The organism is Bifidobacterium apri (assembly GCF_009299485.1).
Classification (GTDB): Bacteria; Actinomycetota; Actinomycetes; order Actinomycetales; family Bifidobacteriaceae; genus Bifidobacterium; species Bifidobacterium apri.
In genome coordinates this window covers 68,522-87,214 of record NZ_WBSO01000004.1, presented here as the reverse complement: position 1 = coordinate 87,214, position 18,693 = coordinate 68,522, and the positions used below count along the sequence as shown (strand labels likewise).

The following is an 18,693-nucleotide window of genomic DNA, read 5'->3' as shown; positions in this document are numbered from 1 at the left end:
AACAGTGAAAACGGCATGGAAACTGTTTACCGGCGACATGCGGCGTATGTTCAGCAATGTCGTCTCGGTCATCATCGTAATCGGGCTTGTCGTCATCCCCGGCCTGTTCACCTGGTTCAACGTCGCCGCAGCATGGGATCCGTTCGGCAACCTCAATCAGTTGAAAATCGCCGTCGCGAACACCGACAAGGGCTACAAAAGCAGCCTGATTCCAGTGAAAGTCACCGTCGGCGACAGCGTCGTCAACGCGTTGCGCGCCAACGATCAGCTCGACTGGACCATCACCGACAAGGAAGACGCGATCGACGGGGCAAAATCCGGGAAATACTATGCCGCCGTCGTCATTCCCGCCAGCTTCAGCAAAGACATGATGACGTTCTTCTCCGACGACGTGCAGCATGCGAAACTCACCTACTACACGAACGAGAAAATCAACGCCGTAGCACCGAAAATCACCGGGCAGGGCGCCGACCAGGTAGCCGCGCAAGTCAACCAGACGTTCGCGCAGACCATCGCCACAGTCGCGTTGAGCATCGCCGGCGACCTGTCCAATGAGCTCAGCACCGACCAGGCGTCGAAACTGCTCGACGCATTCAACGCGAACGTGGGAGACATGGCAACACAGCTGGGCGACGCGGCATCCATGCTCAACACCTTCGCCGGGCTCACCGACACCGCCCAATCCCTGATTTCCAGCTCGGACCAACTGGTGGACAGCGTGTCAGCGAGCGCGAACAGCGCAAGCAGCTCGCTCAAAGACACCAAACAGGGCGCCACCGATATCACCAGCGCGCTGACCACCGCGTCGAAAGCCATGACCACGGCGTTCACCAACTCAAGTTCAAGCTATCAAGCCGTCGCCGATTCCATTGGCTCCACACTCGATAACGCGGGGACGGGAGCATCGGACGCATCATCCAGTCTGAAACGGCAGGCGGGCATTGTCGATCAGCAGATCACGGACTTCCGAGCGCTCAAAGACAGCATCGCCGGCATCACCGTGCCCGACACATCCGACACCGCAGTACATGATCGACTCGTCACGGCACGAGACAACATCGTCAAACAGCTGGATGCGGCAATCAGCGCGCAAACCCGGGTCCGTGATGCCATCAACGCCGCGGCCACCGCCATCGATACCGGCAAAGCCGATGCCGAGCAGCAGCGCAACGAAATCAGTTCGCTAGCCAAGCAGGCGAAGCAATCCATCAGCGGCTTGAAAACCAGTTACGACAAGGAAATCAAGCCGCAAATCACAGCAATCAGCGATTCGATCTCCAGTGTGACGTCCACGCTCGCCAGCGGGTCCGACACCTTGGATACCACGCTCGGTGATCTTGATTCCACGTCAAAAACAGCAAGCAAGGCGCTATCCAACATGCGCAGCGTGCTGACATCCACCGCGCAGCTTCTCAACAAGAACAGCACCAAGCTGAACGAGCTGAACAGCAAGCTGGCGCAGGCGCTCAATAGCGGCGATATGAGCGAAGTCCGCAGTGTGCTCGGCAACAACCCGGAAACGCTCGCCACATCGCTTGCGGCGCCGGTGAAGCTCAGCCGCAAAGCGCTGTTCCCCGTGGAGACCTTCGGCACCGGCCTCACGCCGTTCTATACCTTCCTGCCCCTGTGGGTTGGCGCACTGCTCATGGCGGTGACTCTGAAAACGCAGGTGTCGGCGCGGATCCGCAAGGAGCTGGGCGATCCGAAACCTCGGGTCCTGTTCTTCGGGCATTACGGGGTGTTCGCTGTGCTTGCGTTCTTGCAAAGCACGTTCTCATGTGGCGGTACGCTGCTGTTTCTGCGCGTGCACGCTGAGCATCCGCTGCTGTTCATGTTCAGCGGGTGGCTCAGTTCATTGGTCTACTCGTTCTTCATGTATGCGATGGTGGTGAGCTTCTACAACGTCGGCAAGGCAATTGGCGTGATCATGCTGGCAATGCAAATCTCAGGATCAGGCGGAGGCTATCCGTTGCAAGTACTGCCTGATTTCATCACGTGGATCAGCCCGTTCCTTCCCGCGACGCATTCGATTATGGCGATGCGAGCGGCAATCGCCGGCATCTACAACAACGACTATTGGATTGCGATGGGCAAGTTGGCGTTGTTCATCATTCCGGCGCTGCTTGTGGGATTGGTGATCCGCAAACCGGTGATGCGCTTCAACCGCTGGTATGCGCACACGCTTGAGGCGACGAATGTGATCCAGTGACGCGGCGGGCGCAGCAGACGCTGCAGGCGCAACAGGCTACGAGAGCGGGTTCGGCTTCACGAGAGAAGAAGCCACAGCCGCAATGACTACCAAGAGCTACAAGAGAGAAGAGAGACAAGAAGGTTCCTTATGGTTATCGAAGACAAGCATGACGACAGGGACAGCAGCACCCTGTCGGGTCTGGAACATGCCACGCTCGCGTTGCCGTTGTCAGCGCAATCGCGCGCGCGACGCGATAACCGGCGACGTGAGGAAACCGACCGGAAAATCCAGCAGGCGATTCTGCAGATTGCGGCGACACAGGGTGTCGGGGCGGTGACCATCGAAGAGGTCGCCAGGCGCAGTGGCGTCGCGAAAACCACGATTTACCGCCGCTATCGGAACACGAATGACATGCTGCGCCGCTTGCACGCCATGGAATGGACCGACACCGATTCTGATGCGAATCCCGTCAACCTTGCGCCGAGTCGGAAGAACCTGCAACAACTGCTTGAAGCGGCAACCACCCGATTTGACGAGGAAATCGGTCTGAAGGCTGTCGGCGTGGTGCTGTCAGCGAATAACGGGTACTTCGAGCAGATTGTCCAGCAAGTGATCCGGCCGATCAAGCAGCGGTTCACCGAATTCTTCGACCGCGGCCAACAGGCGGGCGTGTTCCGCAATGGTCTCGATTTGAGCTTTATTTTCGCCACGATTGTCGGATCGATGATGGCGAGCCAGGCGTTGACCGATGAGACGGCCACGTCGTGGGCGGGGAAGATGACCGATCTGCTGTGGCCGATGATTGCGGCATAGGCGGCGGCGTAAGCAGCGGCGCGGAGGGGACTGGTCAGACAGGGCCGGCGACGACGTGAGAATACGGGCGGCTGCGGTCAGGCTATCCGCCTAGAACGCGACAGCGCAGTCGCACAACAAGCCGATACCACACAGAAAACAGCTGCATCCGCCGCCAATCCCACCATCGTGCGACAATCCGCTCCCACAACAGGCAGATAGGCGACATATCGCGAGCGCGAAACCGGGTATCCGGTTGCGGTGCAACCCGTCAGTCACACAGCAATCGGATACCCGGCCAGACAACCCGAAGTCGCATAGCTCCCAACCCGGAACACGACAACAGACCACCACAACCGGCGCAAACGCTCAGGTTTGCCACGGCGACGCCAAGCAATCAGCTGGTTGTTAGCGCCGCCACAGATATCTACGGGACAATCCGACAGCATCAGAGACACTCCGGCGTGTCGTCCGAAATTCCGCGGTTTTCTGGAGACTTATTGTTGCCGCGATGACGACGGACTCAGCACTGCGAAGCGGATGACGGGCAACGCGGACGGCATCACGATGGGCGCCGATGCGGACAGCGAAGACCGCGCTTGGGATTGTTGGTATCTGCGTTATCTGTAGTACCTGCCAGAAGGTATCTCGCTTATTTGTGTTCGCCGCGGACCGATACCAGGAGTACGACCGTCGATATTCCGCGGATCGTACTCGCGGTATCGGGCGACGACGAACACAGATAGCGCAGATGCGTCTCGGGATGTACTACAGATAAGCGAGATACCGATGCCGATAGGCGCCAGCACCCAGGGCGCGTCCCGCTGACTCCCACTCAGATCCCAGCCGTTCGGTTCACGGGCAACACCGACCGTCTCCGTGCGAGCGAATCCTTACACAATGACGCCTTCGGACCAACAAGCGGGCCGATTCCGACCACCAGACCGTGACCGTGTGAGCGAATCCTCACACGATGACACCTCGGCACCTCCAAACCAGCCGATTCCGACCATCAATCCGTCACTGTGTGAGCCAATCCTCACACAACACAGCATCCGCACCTGCCAGCCCTGCTGATTCCGGGCATCCGACACCCACTGTGTGAGCGAATCCTCACAAACCGGGTACACGCACCACAAAAACAGCAGATTTTCGCCGCACAACCACCCGGTTTGTGAGCCAATCCTCACACGACGGGGGACAGACCGGTTCCTCACATCTTGCCCATCCGAATACACGCAACCGCGCTCTTGTCAACGCCTGCCACAACCGGCGCGTCGCCGACCGCTCCTGACTAACCTCAGCCCCGGCTACCAGCCACCAGCCCCGCAAGCTCCAGCGCCGCCAGCCACGGACCCACCCGCAACACCCGTCAGCCGCTACCAGGTTTGTTCCCGCAGCAGGCAGCCCGGCCAATGACCCCGTGGCCCGCCCGCAACACCCGTCTGTCACTGCGAGGCTTGCTCCCGGGCGGTTTCGAGCGCTTTGTTGAAGGCTTCGGTCGTCCAGCTTGCCCCGGCGACCGTATCCACATCCAGCCCCTTGAGCTTCTTGCCGACCACGACACCGGGAATCGCCTTGGCGAAGGCATCCTGATGCTTTTGGGAAATCGACGTGAACGGGTGTCCGGTGACCTCGACATCCGTGATTTTCTGGTCTTTGACGGTGACCTTCACGTCGATCGAATCCTCGTTGACCGGCCCGTACTTGCTGTTGACACTGTACGTGCCATTACGATAGTCGCCGGAATCCTTGCTGTCTGTGGCCGCCGACGACGAGGACGCCGATGGGGAAGCCGAACCGGCGGATAACGACGACCATCCGGATGAACCGGAGGCATCCGCCGAAGCCGATGAGCCATCCGAAGACCCCGAAGCATCCGCGGAACTGGAGCTGTCTGGCGCCGCGCTCGATTCGCCGGAGTTGCCCGCGTATTCGTCATTCATCGGAATCGCTTCCGAGCTGCCGCAGCCGCCGAGCAGGGTTGTCGCCGCGACCAGTCCGACCGCGGCAATCGCCAGTGTGCGACGACCACCTCGAGTCACGTTCACTGCAGCGCTGCCAGCAGCGTCCCGCCTGCTTCGGCCTGCGTCCGTCCCGTCTGCATGGTCGGTATGGTCCGCATCGTCCGCATGGTCGGCGCACAGCCCGGCAGCACACAGCCCAGCCGCACTCCGGCAGGGGTTGTCACGCCCGCCACCACGGTCGGTATCATGCGCGCCGGCACCTGCTTCGCATTCGCCGCCAGCCCAGCCCGGCGCCTGGGATTCTTCGGTCATCGTTCATCACCTCCGGTTTTGGCCGCCTTGGTCGGGTCGTCGAAATCAACCGGCAGGTCGCCATGCTGCGCGCCTTCCACTTCAGCTCCGGTGGACGCGGGGCGCCCGCCCATCGCCTCATATTGTGCGCGAGCGCCCTCGCTGTTCCATTTCTCTCCGACCAGCACGCCGTGGTTTAGCATGATTTCGCGCTGTGCGCAGGAAGCGACCAGCGCGTCATGCGTCACCACAATGATCGTGGTGCCCTGCTCGTGCAGTTCTCGGAACAAATCCAGTACGATGTGTTCGTTCTTCTCGTCAAGATTGCCGGTCGGTTCGTCCGCGAGAATCAGCTTCGGGCAGTTGATAAGCGCCCTCGCGATGCACACGCGCTGCTGTTCGCCGCCTGACAGTTGACCGGGCAGATGGTGAGCGCGGTCTTTGAGACCGACTTTGTCGAGCGCTTCGAGCGCCTGCCGCTCATCGACCACGGAATGGTAGTATTGCGCGACCATCACGTTCTCTACCGCGGTCAAATGCGGCACGAGGTAAAACTTCTGGAAGACAAGCCCAATCACGTTCTTGCGCACATCGGCGAGCTGGCTCGCGTTGAGATCATCAAGCCGCCTCCCCTCAAGCTTGACCGACCCCTTGGTCGGCGTGTCCATGCAGCCGATAATGTTCATCAGCGTGGTTTTGCCCGACCCCGACGAGCCGACAATCGCCAGCCACTCGCCTTGCGGCACGGTGAGGCTCAAATCGTCCACGGCATGCAAGTCCCCGTAAATCTTGGAAATGTGGTCAAGTTCCAGCAGCATGCCGCCGTCATTGCCGCGAGGCTCACGAAGCTCATGCCGGTCTGCCGCCGCAATCGCGTCACGCGGTCCAGCTGGTTGCGCGATACCCGCCGAGCCCGCCAGTCCCGCCGATTCCGTTGATCCCGTTGGTGTGGTATTCATAGTCACTTCCCGATCTGTGTCATGTCCTTTTGATTTCATTGCTGCGCCTTCGTTCGCTCTTGGGTACGCTCTCGGGTTCGCTTTTTCGTCCGCTTCAGCGTTCATTCCGGTCATGTCATTCCTCTCTCAGCACGACTGCCGGATCAATCCGCGAGGCGCGACGCACCGGCGGCACGGATGCCAACACCGCCACTATCACGCTTAACAGCACCGACCCGACCGCCAGCGGCCAATCAAATCCAAGCGTTCTGCCGAACACGGTGGATGTCAGCAGTCGCGCGAGCAGATAGCCGACCGCCGTGCCCAGCAATCCGCCGACCAGGCCGTATAAGCCCGATTCCACATAAAATTCGACACCAATGCTCCCCGAGGATGCGCCGAGAGCCTTGCGCAGGCCGATTTCGTTGCGCCGCTGGGCAACGATGGATGAAATGGTCGTGGACACGCCGACCAGTGTCAAGGCGAGCACGACGACCGACACCATCCAGAACAGGGTGCGCAGCATGGTGATGATACGCGTGTCGGATGACGTGATTTTGGTGACTTGCTGCGCTTGCACATGCATCGAGGTCATATCGTTGATGCTTTGCACGACCTGCGACACATCCGCTGCCCCCGACGAGTATTCGATGACGTCAACGCCGCGCGTGCCTCCGGCGAGTTTGTCGACATCCGAGGCGAGCGCATAGATGATCTCATCTTCGGAGCCGCCCGTATCGACGATGCCGCAGACGCGGAATTCGGTGCCGCTGGTGTCGAGGATGTCCCCAGAGCCGCCCGCTGAGGCGCCGGAATCCCCGGAACCGCCGGTTGAATCCGCCCCGGAAGCGGAATCGGAATCCGTTCCACTGGTCGAATCCGCCCCGGCTGCCGTCGTCCCGGTATTGTCCGACGCGCGATACCCAATGGTGATGCGCGAACCGACAGTCAGCCCCATCGCATCGGCGACATCACGCCCGACCATCACGTTACCGGCGCTCGGCCAAGCTCCATCCACATTCCAATGATGGTTCAAAGCCCGCACTTGGGCAGTGTGCACGCCCGCCAGCACGTAAGGCGCAGCATTCACGCGAACGTTTTCATAGCGATACGTCGCGTAGGTCGCCTCCCCTTTGGCTCGCACCATATCGGTCGTATGGTTGACCATCGCCGTGCTGATTCCGGTTTTCCCGTCACCGCTTTCGATTGGCGTTACAATCAGGTTCGCGCCGTATGAGCGCATTTCCTCGTTCATCTGCTGCGGTACGGCGATGCATGTCGCCGCCAGGCAGAACAACGTCGCCGCCCCGACCAGGGACGCCACGACCGCCATGACGGCTCTGCCGCGGCGGCGGAATATCGCGCCCCACAGCATCACGAGGAACATTTTCGTATTGGTCATTGTGCTTGGTTTGTTCGACACCACTGATTCTTTCTGTCGCTTACGGTTCCCCTGCTTACGGTTACCCGGATCGTTTGGTTTACCGGCCATGCAGCACCTCCGCGGGGTGGACGCTCAGGATGGATCGGATGGATGACAGCGAGGCGACGCACACCACGACCGCCAGCAGCACGAACACCAGCAGATACACCATCGGCCGCATGGTGATGCCTGAGCCGAACACCACGTGCCCGATGACTTGCGCGAGCCCTGAGCCGACGATGCCGCCGGCGAGCGCGCCCACCAGTGATACGGACGCCGTTTCCGCCAGCATGAGCCGTGACACTCTGCCGTCAGTTGCGCCGATGGCTTTCAGCAGCGCCAATTCGCTGGACCGTTCGGCCATCGAGGCGGCCATCAGATTCGCGACCGCCACGGCGGCGGCGACCAAGGTGAGTGCGGTCATCAGCATCATCACCGCTTGCGTCTTGTTGAGCACGTTGCCTTGCAGCGCGGCGACCTGCCGCACTTGCTTGGCGACCGCGCCAGGCAGCACTTCCTCTATCTGGTAGGCGATGGAGCTCGGGTATGCGGTGCAATACCAGGTCTCCCATTCGTCTTGGCTGAGCGCCGCGGGGTTTTTCGCGGCTTTACGTGCCAGATCGTTGTCTGGCGTGGTGAGCGCTTTCACTTCGATTTTGTTGATGCTGTCGGTCAGCCCGGCGAGCATCTGGGTCACGGCCGTCGGCGTGTAGATGGCGTTGTCGTCACCGTCGCCTGACGTGTATTGTCCGACGATGGTGATGGTCTGCGTACGTCCAGCTTTGCTCAGTGTGATGCGGTCACCGGTGTGTACGCCGAGTGTTTTGGCGGCGCTCGCCCCGATCATGCCTTCTGAAGCGCCGTCTTTGGGCCATCTGCCGCTGGTTTTCCACCATGACCGCATGCCTCCTTCAACACCGACGACTGTCGTCTCGCCTGAGGCCAGATGCAGGGTTTTGTTGAACCAGGTGCCTACGAGCGGAATATCAGTGCCGTCCACACTGGCGTGGATGGTCAGTTCCGGCGCGAAATTGGTGATGTTGTATGCCCAGAAAATCGTTTTGATGTTTTTCGCATCGGATTCTTTGAGGAACGCGGTCGGATCCTGGCTGGTTGCCGCTCCGCTGTTGCCGCTGTCGGAGCCGGTTCCGGTGCTGTACAGATCGGAGACGACGGCGTTGGATTTGGGTTGCACGATGATGTTCGAACCGTAGGTGGTCAGTTCGGCGGTGAGTTTGTCGCCGACGTCGAAGACGACGCCGAGCATGGCGACGGATACCGCGGCGGATAGGCCTACGGTCAGCGCGATGAGCAGCCGTTTGCGTAGCTGTCGGCTGAAGGAGCGGTACACCATTGTCAGAAAGAACATGGAATCTCCTGTGCTTACTGGGTGAACTTACTGAGCTGTCTTACTGGACGGTCTTACTGGAAGTGGGCGCTGAGCGCGTCAAGATCCGCGGTCTGGATGGTGATTTTCCCGTTGCCTGCCTTGTACGGCAATGGCACCGGGTTGCAGCCGCCTTTGAACCCGATGGTGGCGAGATTGATGGCGACATCGCATTTCTTGCAGATGATTTTGCCGTCTTTCTCGTAGTATCCGGCATCACCGCAGTTGTCGCACGCGTCAAGGCCTATGCCGTAGGCGCCGCCATTCTTCTTGATGATGATGAAGCGCATCACCGTGCCGTCTTTCGCCTTGTACTGGAAGCGGTGGAGATGCCCGTCGGACACTTGCGCGAATGTGATCGTCGCCACGCCGTGCTTCAGGGAGTAGTTTTCCGGCGGGGACAGCGTGACGGTTTGTGTGGTTGCGTTCACGCCGACGGTCAGAGTGAGGCTCACGCCGATCATGGCGATCAGGCTCCACGCGGCGGCGCTGATCGCTTTGCGCCGGAACGCGCGGTGTTTGCGGCTTTCCGCTGCATCCGCGCCCTGCAATGGCATACGCACGCCGGCGATGATGGAAGCGAATGCCGGCACGGCGAACACCCATGCCTGCGCCTGGACGAGCCATGACGCATGGTTGATCAGCCAGACCAGGATTCGGAACGCCACGCCGTGCAGCATGATCATGCCGCCTTGTGCGATTTGCAGAATCGCTGTCAGATGTTGAATGGTGACGAGGATGACCACGGCGGTCGCGGCGATGGTGAAGGCGGACCGGAATGCGGTGGTACGCATGGTCCGGCAGATCGCCGCCACGATGATCGACATGCCTACACCGAGCAGGAAGCCGAGCGCGCGCAACAGCATTTCCGAGGTGAACGGCGATTCGCCGGGCTCGACGAACACGGTCAGCTGGAGAATCACGTCGGGGACGGCGTAGAACACGCTGAGCGCGATGCACAAGGCGGCTACGGCGTTTGCCGCGTTGAGCAGCGCCGGGTGGCGTTTCCAGTTCGCGGTGAGCCGCCGAGCGTTCGTCACGGCGACTATGGCTGCGATGTCTGCGATGATGGCGACGACCAACACAGGGAAGTTCACCGCCGAACGCTGGTTGATGACCGATGTCGCGCGCAGGACGCCGAATATCACGGCGGCGACCATGCCGATAGCAAGTCCCCAGCGTCGCCATGTGGCGCTGACGGGTCGGTCCCGCCCTTCGCCGACGTCGAGCATCACGCCCAGGCTCATCACCAGCAATGCCACGGGCAGTGTTCCGGGCATTACGGTTACGAATTGTTTGAGCATCTGTGCCTCTCTGTGCTTCTGATTGTCTGTGTTTCTGTGTTTCTGTGTGTATGTGTGTATGTGTGTCTGTGTTGGCTGCGGTTTGCCGCTTGTGTCGCGGCGGCGCCAGAACGCGAGAAAACCTTCCTCGCCGTCTCACGGTTGGATGTAATCCATGAGACGGCGGGAAGGACTCAGGTTCGCCCGCACCCCGAATCTGCCCGGGATGGCGTGCACCGTGGCGTCCCGGTTCCGTGCGGTGCCGGAAACCGGAGCGCGCGGCGGGTCACCACTGGCGTGGCGTGTAATCCCAGTTGTCGAACGTCACTTCGATCGGTTCCGTCCAGAACCTGCCGGTGACACCGGTCTCCTTGTCCACGTGGAGCATCCAGCCCTTCTTCGCCGGGGATTCAATCGACAGCTTGAGCTTGTACGATCCCGCCTGGTCAAGCTTGATATTGGCGCCATAGTGGGGGCCGTCGGACGCGTTCATCTGCATGAACGTGCCGGATTGCACGGATTTATTGGTGGACTTGTCGATGATGCTGTAGTTGACGGTCAGATCGGGGATGAAATCGCCCTTGCCGTAGCCGAGTGTGGTGCCCTTCTTGTTCGCGTGAATGTCCGCCTCAAGATGGAAGCTCGCATCCGCGGCCTTGAGGCCCATACCGGAAGGTTCCATGTCGACCGGCTGGAAGTAGACGGCGCCGACCATCAGCGGGCCGACTTCCTGATCCTGATCCGGGCCGACCGGGACTTCTTCAAAACCCGCGCTGTCCGAAGAGCTGGAGCTCGAGCTGGACGCGGACGAGCTGGAGGAGGATTTCGCGCTTGATGAGCTGGACGCGGACGAACTGCCGCACCCGGCGAGCGCGAGGACTCCGGACAGCATGAGCGCCACGAGCGCGATTGCTTTGTTCTTCTTCATATGTTTCTCCTGATTCCTTGTTGTGAATGGATGAAAGTCAATCGGATGGGTGTGCGCGGGTCGGTCTGCGCGTCCCCGTCACGTTCAATCAGCGGCCTGACCGGGCGCGTCGGGTTTGCCGGACAGGTCAGTCTTGCCGAGCAGGCTCGCGGCAGGCTCCCCAAGCAGGACTGCCTCCCCGGATGCCGCTGTTTCCTCGGCCAAGTCAGTCTTTCCGCTCGCAGCAGTCTCCCCAGACGCGGCAGACGCCCCGGCCAAGTCAGACTCCCCTGCCAGCCGGCGGCGCGTCTTCGCATCCTTGACGAGCGCCACCACCATCAGCGCCACCACCACAATCGCGGCAACCACCTGCGCGCCAATGGTTTCGGCATACGGGTACAACCCGAGCCAGTCGCTCGTCGGCACGCCCTGCAAGTAGGTTCCGTTGATCGCGTCGCCTTCAATCAGCGCGTGCACACCGCCGCCGGCGAAAATCACCACCAAGATGGCCATCAGCACGCTCGTGACGAGGAAGAACGGCCTGATCGGCATATTCACCGAGGTGAAGCGAATCAGCAGGAACACAATCACCAGCACGACAGCAGCGCAGGCAGCGCCCCACCAGATGCTGGACGTGTCGCCGGAAACCATCGAGAAAATCGCCTGATAGAAAATCACCGTCTCGGCACCCTCACGGAACACCGCAAGGAAGCTCAACATCGCCAGCGATACCAGGCTGCCCTTGGACACCGCGGCGACCGTCTTGGTCTTGATGTACTCGTTCCACGCCTGCGTCGAGGAGCGCGACAGCATCCAGTTGCTGGTGTACAGGAGCATCAGCATGGCAATCAGCGCGACCACGCCTTCCGTGATTTCCTGCTGCGGACCGGACCCGCCGAACAAGGCGGTGAACACAGCCGCCAGCACACCACTGGCCGCAAGCCCCGCCACCAGGCCGATATAAATGTAGCGGGTCATCGGCTTGTTGCCGGATTTGATGAGATAAGCGATGATCGCGGCGACCACGAGAATCGCTTCCAAGCCTTCGCGCAGCAGGATGATGAACGCCTGGCCGAATGCGCTGGTGACGAATTTGGTGAACGGGTTAATGTTACCGGCGGCACCGCCGTCCAGCGTGGCGGCATCTTCGACCAGCATGGCTTTGAGGTCAGTGACATACTGTTGCGTCTGCTTGAACGACTCGCCGTTGTTCATCGCCTGGCGGCTTTCCTTGAACTGGTATTCAACCTGTGAGACACGGCTGCCGCTGATCGCGTTCATCACGTTCTTCTCGAAGCCAAGCTTCTCGTAATACTGGTAGTAGGCGTCGTTCACGTAACTCGCGCCTTTGGCACCGTCACCGTTCTTGTATGCGGCAACGGCCTTGTCGAGCACATCGCCCATTTCCTTGGCGACTTCGCTCCACGTGCGCGTGCCTTTGCCGTTGTTCTTTTTCTTTGCGGCGTCCAGTTTCTTGCGGTCGGCTTTGATTTGCGCGGCGAGCTTTTGGGCATAGACGTTCGGCTTGTCAAGGCTGGTCGTCGCGTCCAGCGTGGCGGCGGATGCGTTCAAATCGGATTCGAGCGCCGCCACCTGCTGGCTGATCTGTGATTCATTGCCCGCGGTGTATGACAAATCGACGATGGATTGGAACTGCTGCTGATGGCTGGTCTGCTTGTCGGCGCCCAGCGTGTCATGGACGACCGTGGTGAAGTTTGAGCCGACGTAGATGGTGTTGTAGGCAGCCATGAAGTCCGACGAGGCGCCCGCCGTATTGCCATCTGCGTATGCTTGCTTGCCTTGATTGAGCTGGGCGGCCATGGCGTCGGCGACCTGCTGCCATGTGGTGTAGGTGACTTCGGCGGCATGGGCGCGGGATGGCATGATTGCCGGGGCGAAAGCCGCTGCGAGCATCATGGCGCATACCGCTACGATGGCGAGCATCGCGCCGATATGTGCGACGATTCGGCGGGCTACAGACGCGGGTGCAACACCGTGGGCAGCGGCGGAGATGCCGGAGACGGCGGAACCGCTGGCACTGCTGGTACTGCTGACACCAAGGGCATTCCCGGAATCAGCAGGGTCAACGGCGATGTGATGCCGCCAAGACTCGCTGATTGAGCCGCCGCTCGTTGTCATTGCGTTTATCCGCATTCGTCCGCACCTCGGTTGCTGTTCGGCCGTGACAGGACACCGTGGTCGGCGACCCGCCAGAAGATACACTTATCCCAGTGTTTTCAAGGGTTGTGTTGAAATGAATCCCGTGGCTTGTGGCCACGAGCAATCATGAGTATAAGAGAAAAAATTCTCAGTCAACAGTCTTGTTTTTTTGAAAGATTTGAGGTATGAAAGCGCCTCGTTGCGCTCTGTAGGAGGCTCGATTATCGGCGTGTCGCAAGCGTTGACGATGACCGCTCAGCGTCGGGAAGTCCACAATATGGACGCGATGGCCGAGGAAATCGCACCGTGTGAGAATCGACTCACAAAGTGGGTGGTCGAACACCCGAAACCACAGATTGACCCGCGCGGAGGACGCACCGTGTGAGGATTCACTCACAAACCGGGTAGCACAACCACCCCAACACGACGATTCAGCCCGCCCAGGTACCAGTGTGTGAGGATCGGCTCACAAACCGGGTAGTCGGAGACCCCAAACCCACAGATTGACCCGTGCGGAAGACGCACCATGTGAGAATCGGCTCACAAACCGGGTAGCACAACCACCCCAACACGACGATTCGGCCCGTCCAGGCACCAGTGTGTGAGGATCGGCTCACAAAGTGGGTAGTCGAACACCCCGAACCCACAGATTGACCCGTGCGGAAGACGCACCATGTGAGGATCGGCTCACAAAGTGGGTAGTACAACCACCCCCAACACGACGATTCTGCCCGCCCAGGCACCAGTGTGTGAGGATTGGCTCACAAAGTGGGTAGCACAACCGACCCAACACGACCATTCAAGGCGGCCCAAGTACCGCCGTGTGAGGATTGACTCACAAAGCGGGTAGTCGGAGACACGGAACCCACAGGCCGACAGGTGCGAATGACGCATCGTGTGAGGATCGGCTCACAAACCGGGTAGTCGGATACCCCGAACCCACAGATTGACCTGTACGGATGACGCACCGTGTGAGGATTCACTCACAAACCGGGTAGCACAACCACCCCAACACGACGATTTGGCCCGTCCAGGTACCAGTGTGTGAGGATTCGCTCACAAAGTGGGTGGTTGACGGGGATGCTGGCGGAAACCGGCCGAGGCAATCCGCCCGCCATGCGACCGACCAGTCACACGGCGAACAGATACCGACCACCACAACGGAATCCCATTACGAAACCGCCCGCCGTGCGACACCACAGTCGCACGACGGGCGGATCGGGCGGTCAGCCATCACACCATCACAGCATCACGCCTCGCTCACGATTCCAGCACGGACAACACCTTGTGCTCGTCGTAGAACGCGAAGATGACACCGCCGATCGCGCACAGCACCGCCGCGCAGATCGCCGCGACGCGATACCCGGTCCCGGCAGCCGCACCGATGGTGCTTACGCCGGTGAACAGCAGCATCGCCACACTCTGCCCCATTTTCATGGCGAAGGTGCGGGCAGCATAGAACATGCCTTGACGGTCCTGCCCGGTGGTTTTGGCACTGGCATCGGCAATGTTCGCGACGATCGCTTGCGGCAGAATGCCGAACGCCGCCATCGGCACCGCGCCGACCACCGACAGCAGCACGCCCTGCGCCATCGGCGGAATCGCGCTGATGACGCCGGAACCGAGCATCCCCGCGAAGGCGAACGCAACCGTGAATATCACGAATGCGACCAACAGCAGCCGCTTCTTGCCTACGCGGTTGGCGAGCACGTTCACCGGCATGTAGAACAGTACGGATACCGCGGTCATCAGCACGAAGTACACGGTGGTCACGGATTCGGGCAGTTTCAGCAGGCTGGTCACGAAGAACGGCAATCCGGTCTGGAATGTGGTAATCGCCACCCAGTAGATCACGTCGGAACCGACAAAACGGCGGAATTGCACGTCACCGAAGGTCTGCTTCAACGATTCGATGGTCGATTCGCTGGTCGGCTGCGAACGCACGTAGCGTTTCTCGTCGATGGCGAGCGGCGGCACGAGCATGCAGATGAACGCGACGATCGCCATCAGCGTGAAGGTGAGTCGTATGGCGGGCACGCGACCCATTGCGGGCACGAACGCGCCCCAAATGACCGGCGCCACGTATGCGAGTGCGGTTCCCGCTACCCATGTGAATGAGATTGCTGTGGAGATGGCGAGTTGCTGCTTGGAATTATGCCCCAGTTCGGCGATGAGCGCGTTGTATGGCGTGCAGTAGAAGGTGAGCGCCACGTAATAGGCGATGACGGCGATGAACAGGAAGGCCGCGTTCAGCCAGCTGGTGCCGTTAATCGGGCTCCAGAATACGAGCACGGTGATGATGGCGAGCGGTAGTGCCGCCCAGCGGAGGAACGGCATGCGGCGGCCGCGCGGTGACCGGCAGCGGTCGGACAGGCTGGCGACTGCCGGGTCGACGAACGCGTCGAAGAACCGTGCGAAGGCGGTGATGCCGCCGACCACGGTTACGATGCCGAGAATGGCGAGGCCTTGCGGCACGAAGACGGTTTGGCCTTGGCGGATGGTTTCGGCGTCCGGCTGGTAGAAGTAGACGAGCCAGTTGGAGATGATGCCGGACAGCAACGCCCAGCCGAATTGGCCGATGGCGAATGCGCGGATTTTGGAGCCGGGTAGGGATTGCGGTCCGGGTGCAGTCGTGTCTGCCGGGGGTTGTTGTTGTGCGGCCTGGTGCGTGCTTGCCGCCGCCATGACGGTAGCGTCTGATACGTCTGGTGCCGCTGATTCAGCGGTGGTGCGCATGCTTGCGCGTTGTGTCTCATCCATGAGAACGCCTCCGTGTCTCTGCCGGACTCCATTGCCGGCCTTCTAGCAGTCTACCGCGCATTCGCGTGCGCTGCTGACGGCATGGGCATATGGGCAGGTGAGAAGCCTCAGCCGTGGCAGGGTAGGCCGTGTGCACGGGAACCCGCATACCGCCTACCCGATATACGCGAGTGGGTCCGCACGCCACGTTCGGTGTGCGGACCCACTTGTGATCCGAAATCTGGGGGCTTACTGCCGGTTGAATGTGGATGATGTGCCGCGCGGCTCAGTTCGTAGTCAATGAGCCGTCTGAGGACTTGTATGTCACATTCGGCTTACCGGCACTTCCGCCGAGGTTCGAGTTCCACCCGATAATCTTGTATTCGTTTGTGCCGTCTTGCGTGATTTTTAACGTGTTGCCCTCGGATACTACGATTTTTTGACCATTATCCCTATCATCAGGGTAGTCATTCAGGGTGCCTCTGCCGTTGGTTGTGTTCACGCTGAAATAGCACATTGTGTGGCCAGATGGGGTGCATGTAAACCCATTTTTGCCAGGTATGACAATCTTTCCGTTGCTGTCCTCGGCGATGGTTTCCAGTGCGAGCGACGCGTTCTTCACATCGGACTCGACCGAAGAACGCCACGCGGACTTACGCTGGTTCAGGTAGATCGGCACGGCCACAGCGGCGAGGATGCCGATGATGATGACCACAACGAGCAGCTCCACCAGGGTGAAGCCTTTCTCGCCCTTCTTACGACGGTTCAACGCAGTCTGAACGCTTCTCATGACTCACTCCTTCACGCGACGCGAAAAGCTTGATGGTTCTGTTCATCGGCTCACCGGTGAGCCGATGAATTATTTACCATCATACATGAATCGTCGCCGACAGCGTTCAAAACGGCGTTTGGCCCAGCACGTCATATTACGTGCTGGGCCAAACCTCGGAATAAGGAGTGCTAGTCAGCGACACACATGTATCTCACATGGCTGCCGGACCAGCGGTATCAAAGTCAGGACAAAGAACCGGTCGCGGAGTTGTAAGTCACATCGGGCTTACTAGCCGTTCCGCCAAGGTTGGTGTTCCAACCCTTGATTTCATAGGTGTTATCGCTCTTGAAATCAACGCTGATATGGTTGTCCTTGCTCACCGTGAATTCTTCGCCGGTGGCAGTAGTGCCATTCATAATTTGCGTCTTCGTCGTAGCATCCGTAATGTCTGCGAAGTTCTTGATCTGCCCATTCGCATTCGTTGAAGCAGTTTCAATAGCCAGCGATGCGTTCTTCACATCGGACTGCACCGAGGAACGCCACGCGGACTTGCGCTGGTTCAGGTAGATCGGGACGGCCACAGCAGCGAGGATGCCGATGATGATGACCACGACGAGCAGCTCCACCAGGGTGAAGCCCTTCTCGCCCTTCTTACGACGGTTCAGCGCGTTCTGAACACTCTTCATTTTGCTCTCCTTAGAACAATTTCTCTTCTTGTCTTGGGCAATCCGCCATAGGATAGCTCAAGATATAACTTAATATACTCCCATTGCCAGCTCGATACGAGCTAGAAACCCGCTGAATTGCCAATGGCATTTTGTTGACGAAGCCCCTCGATACGGCAGAGGCAGTGTCTTCTACAGCCGTGAAAGCCTATGAACGGCAGCGAATCGGATGCCGACGCTACCGCTCGGCACTCGTGCTGCATGATATGACTTGGCCTGCTCGCTATGTGGCGCACAGGCCAAGTCATATTTTCGGTTATTGATTACCTTGAATGAGAAATTGGATTCTGCGATGAATCTCTCGCAAAAAACCAACTCTCAATAAGGGTGTTTACTTTTGCGGCGAAATGTACACGTTCCGCCCAGCATAAGACTACTCAGTTATGGCTGGACAGCGAACCCGTGGCAGAACTGTACGTGGTCTTTGCGGTGCCTGAACCATCGCTGTTCAAATTCTCGTTATAACCAGTAATGGTGTACGTGTTATTAGTCGCATCAATAGTAATCGCGAGATGGTTGCCCTTGGAGACTGTAATCGTCTCTGAGCCTACCGTGCAGTTCGGATTCGTGCAGTCAGTCTTGGCCCAGGTAGAGTCCAACGCTCCGTTGTTCTCGGTGGAAAGGGTCTCCAGCGCGAGCGACGCGTTCTTCACATCGGACTCGACCGAGGAACGCCACGCGGACTTACGCTGGTTCAGGTAAATCGGAACGGCCACAGCGGCAAGGATGCCGATGATGATGACGACGACCAGCAGCTCCACCAGCGTGAAGCCCTTCTCGCCCTTCTTACGACGGTTCAGCGCATTCTGAACACTCTTCATAATTCTCTCCTTAGCACTAAGGTTCTTCGTTTCTCCATTCCCCCACCATCGGGGGATTGGAATATCTTCATTGTAAACGATTGCAACGACGACAACGCCGAAAATCGCATGTCAAACGTTTGACGAAATGAAAATCTTCACAATTTATCGTCCCTTACCGGCGTGTTTACGCCCAACACGCCATTCAACACGGCGGGACACAACCTGCCTGCCAACGGCATACAACAGCAGCGTGCAAACGATCGCATCTACTGAGCATTCCGCACCATCGCAAGGCATTCGCACCCATCGCCCCGC

14 protein-coding genes are annotated in these 18,693 nt (G+C 59.5%); 3 read left to right on the top strand and 11 right to left on the bottom strand.

Features of this window, described 5'->3' with window-relative positions; translation table 11 throughout:
* Window positions 1–4 precede the first annotated feature (4 nt).
* Window positions 5–2,209: a YhgE/Pip domain-containing protein gene (locus DSM100238_RS04185; RefSeq protein WP_167511037.1), complete on the top strand. Its 2,205-nt coding sequence runs from the start codon at window positions 5–7 to the stop codon at window positions 2,207–2,209.
* A gap of 129 nt (window positions 2,210–2,338) precedes the next feature.
* Window positions 2,339–3,004 carry a TetR/AcrR family transcriptional regulator gene (locus tag DSM100238_RS04180; RefSeq protein WP_152355452.1) on the top strand — a complete coding sequence of 222 codons (666 nt, stop codon included), beginning with the start codon at window positions 2,339–2,341 and terminating at the stop codon, window positions 3,002–3,004.
* A gap of 1,427 nt (window positions 3,005–4,431) precedes the next feature.
* Here the strand turns inward: DSM100238_RS04180 and DSM100238_RS04175 are convergent.
* From DSM100238_RS04175 to DSM100238_RS04145, 7 genes are all read right to left on the bottom strand, one after another.
* Window positions 4,432–5,028 (bottom strand): FMN-binding protein, encoded by a 597-nt coding sequence (locus DSM100238_RS04175; protein WP_376831106.1) that lies wholly within the window; start codon window positions 5,026–5,028, stop codon window positions 4,432–4,434.
* 230 nt (window positions 5,029–5,258) lie between these two features.
* Entirely contained in the window at window positions 5,259–6,059 is an 801-nt protein-coding gene (locus DSM100238_RS04170) for an ABC transporter ATP-binding protein (RefSeq protein WP_152355531.1), read from the bottom strand.
* 256 nt (window positions 6,060–6,315) lie between these two features.
* Window positions 6,316–7,581 carry an ABC transporter permease gene (locus DSM100238_RS04165; RefSeq protein ID WP_152355450.1) on the bottom strand — a complete coding sequence of 422 codons (1,266 nt, stop codon included), beginning with the start codon at window positions 7,579–7,581 and terminating at the stop codon, window positions 6,316–6,318.
* 79 nt (window positions 7,582–7,660) lie between these two features.
* Window positions 7,661–8,971, bottom strand: a complete 1,311-nt coding sequence (locus tag DSM100238_RS04160; protein WP_152355449.1) for an ABC transporter permease — start codon at window positions 8,969–8,971, stop codon at window positions 7,661–7,663.
* 53 nt (window positions 8,972–9,024) lie between these two features.
* Window positions 9,025–10,293, bottom strand: a complete 1,269-nt coding sequence (locus DSM100238_RS04155) for a DUF2318 domain-containing protein (RefSeq protein ID WP_152355448.1) — start codon at window positions 10,291–10,293, stop codon at window positions 9,025–9,027.
* Between the two features lie 265 nt (window positions 10,294–10,558).
* Entirely contained in the window at window positions 10,559–11,200 is a 642-nt protein-coding gene (locus tag DSM100238_RS04150; RefSeq protein WP_152355447.1) for an iron transporter, read from the bottom strand.
* A gap of 84 nt (window positions 11,201–11,284) precedes the next feature.
* Entirely contained in the window at window positions 11,285–13,123 is a 1,839-nt protein-coding gene (locus DSM100238_RS04145) for an FTR1 family iron permease (protein WP_152355530.1), read from the bottom strand.
* A gap of 385 nt (window positions 13,124–13,508) precedes the next feature.
* Between DSM100238_RS04145 and DSM100238_RS04140 the strand changes: the two genes are divergently transcribed.
* Window positions 13,509–13,724, top strand: coding sequence for a hypothetical protein (locus DSM100238_RS04140; protein WP_167511028.1), 216 nt, complete (start codon window positions 13,509–13,511; stop codon window positions 13,722–13,724).
* 875 nt (window positions 13,725–14,599) lie between these two features.
* On the opposite strand, the gene DSM100238_RS04135 is transcribed toward DSM100238_RS04140, so the two are convergent.
* The 4 genes from DSM100238_RS04135 to DSM100238_RS04120 form a co-directional block, all read right to left on the bottom strand.
* Complete coding sequence (locus DSM100238_RS04135) at window positions 14,600–16,075, bottom strand: MFS transporter (RefSeq protein WP_376831108.1); 1,476 nt, start codon at window positions 16,073–16,075, stop codon at window positions 14,600–14,602.
* Between the two features lie 289 nt (window positions 16,076–16,364).
* On the bottom strand, window positions 16,365–16,868 hold the full coding sequence (locus DSM100238_RS09620; RefSeq protein WP_152355445.1) for a prepilin-type N-terminal cleavage/methylation domain-containing protein: 504 nt from the start codon (window positions 16,866–16,868) through the stop codon (window positions 16,365–16,367).
* A 224-nt stretch (window positions 16,869–17,092) separates the two neighbouring features.
* Window positions 17,093–17,536, bottom strand: coding sequence for a type IV pilin protein (locus DSM100238_RS04125; RefSeq protein ID WP_152355444.1), 444 nt, complete (start codon window positions 17,534–17,536; stop codon window positions 17,093–17,095).
* Window positions 17,537–17,952: 416 nt separating this feature from the next.
* A complete protein-coding gene (locus DSM100238_RS04120) occupies window positions 17,953–18,396 on the bottom strand; it encodes a type IV pilin protein (protein WP_152355443.1) in 444 nt (147 codons plus the stop codon).
* Between the last annotated feature and the right edge of the window lie 297 nt (window positions 18,397–18,693).

Excerpts from the sequence above, each read along its gene's own strand:
- DSM100238_RS04180 (WP_152355452.1), top strand. The coding sequence starts at position 2,339 with ATGGTTATCGAAGACAAGCATGACGACAGGGACAGCAGCACCCTGTCG.
- DSM100238_RS04170 (WP_152355531.1), bottom strand. The coding sequence starts at position 6,059 with ATGCTGCTGGAACTTGACCACATTTCCAAGATTTACGGGGACTTGCAT.
- DSM100238_RS04165 (WP_152355450.1), bottom strand. The coding sequence starts at position 7,581 with ATGACCAATACGAAAATGTTCCTCGTGATGCTGTGGGGCGCGATATTC.
- DSM100238_RS04160 (WP_152355449.1), bottom strand. The coding sequence starts at position 8,971 with ATGTTCTTTCTGACAATGGTGTACCGCTCCTTCAGCCGACAGCTACGC.
- DSM100238_RS04155 (WP_152355448.1), bottom strand. The coding sequence starts at position 10,293 with ATGCTCAAACAATTCGTAACCGTAATGCCCGGAACACTGCCCGTGGCA.
- DSM100238_RS04150 (WP_152355447.1), bottom strand. The coding sequence starts at position 11,200 with ATGAAGAAGAACAAAGCAATCGCGCTCGTGGCGCTCATGCTGTCCGGA.
- DSM100238_RS04145 (WP_152355530.1), bottom strand. The coding sequence starts at position 13,123 with ATGCTCGCCATCGTAGCGGTATGCGCCATGATGCTCGCAGCGGCTTTC.
- DSM100238_RS04135 (WP_376831108.1), bottom strand. The coding sequence starts at position 16,075 with ATGCGCACCACCGCTGAATCAGCGGCACCAGACGTATCAGACGCTACC.
- DSM100238_RS09620 (WP_152355445.1), bottom strand. The coding sequence starts at position 16,868 with ATGAGAAGCGTTCAGACTGCGTTGAACCGTCGTAAGAAGGGCGAGAAA.
- DSM100238_RS04125 (WP_152355444.1), bottom strand. The coding sequence starts at position 17,536 with ATGAAGAGTGTTCAGAACGCGCTGAACCGTCGTAAGAAGGGCGAGAAG.
- DSM100238_RS04120 (WP_152355443.1), bottom strand. The coding sequence starts at position 18,396 with ATGAAGAGTGTTCAGAATGCGCTGAACCGTCGTAAGAAGGGCGAGAAG.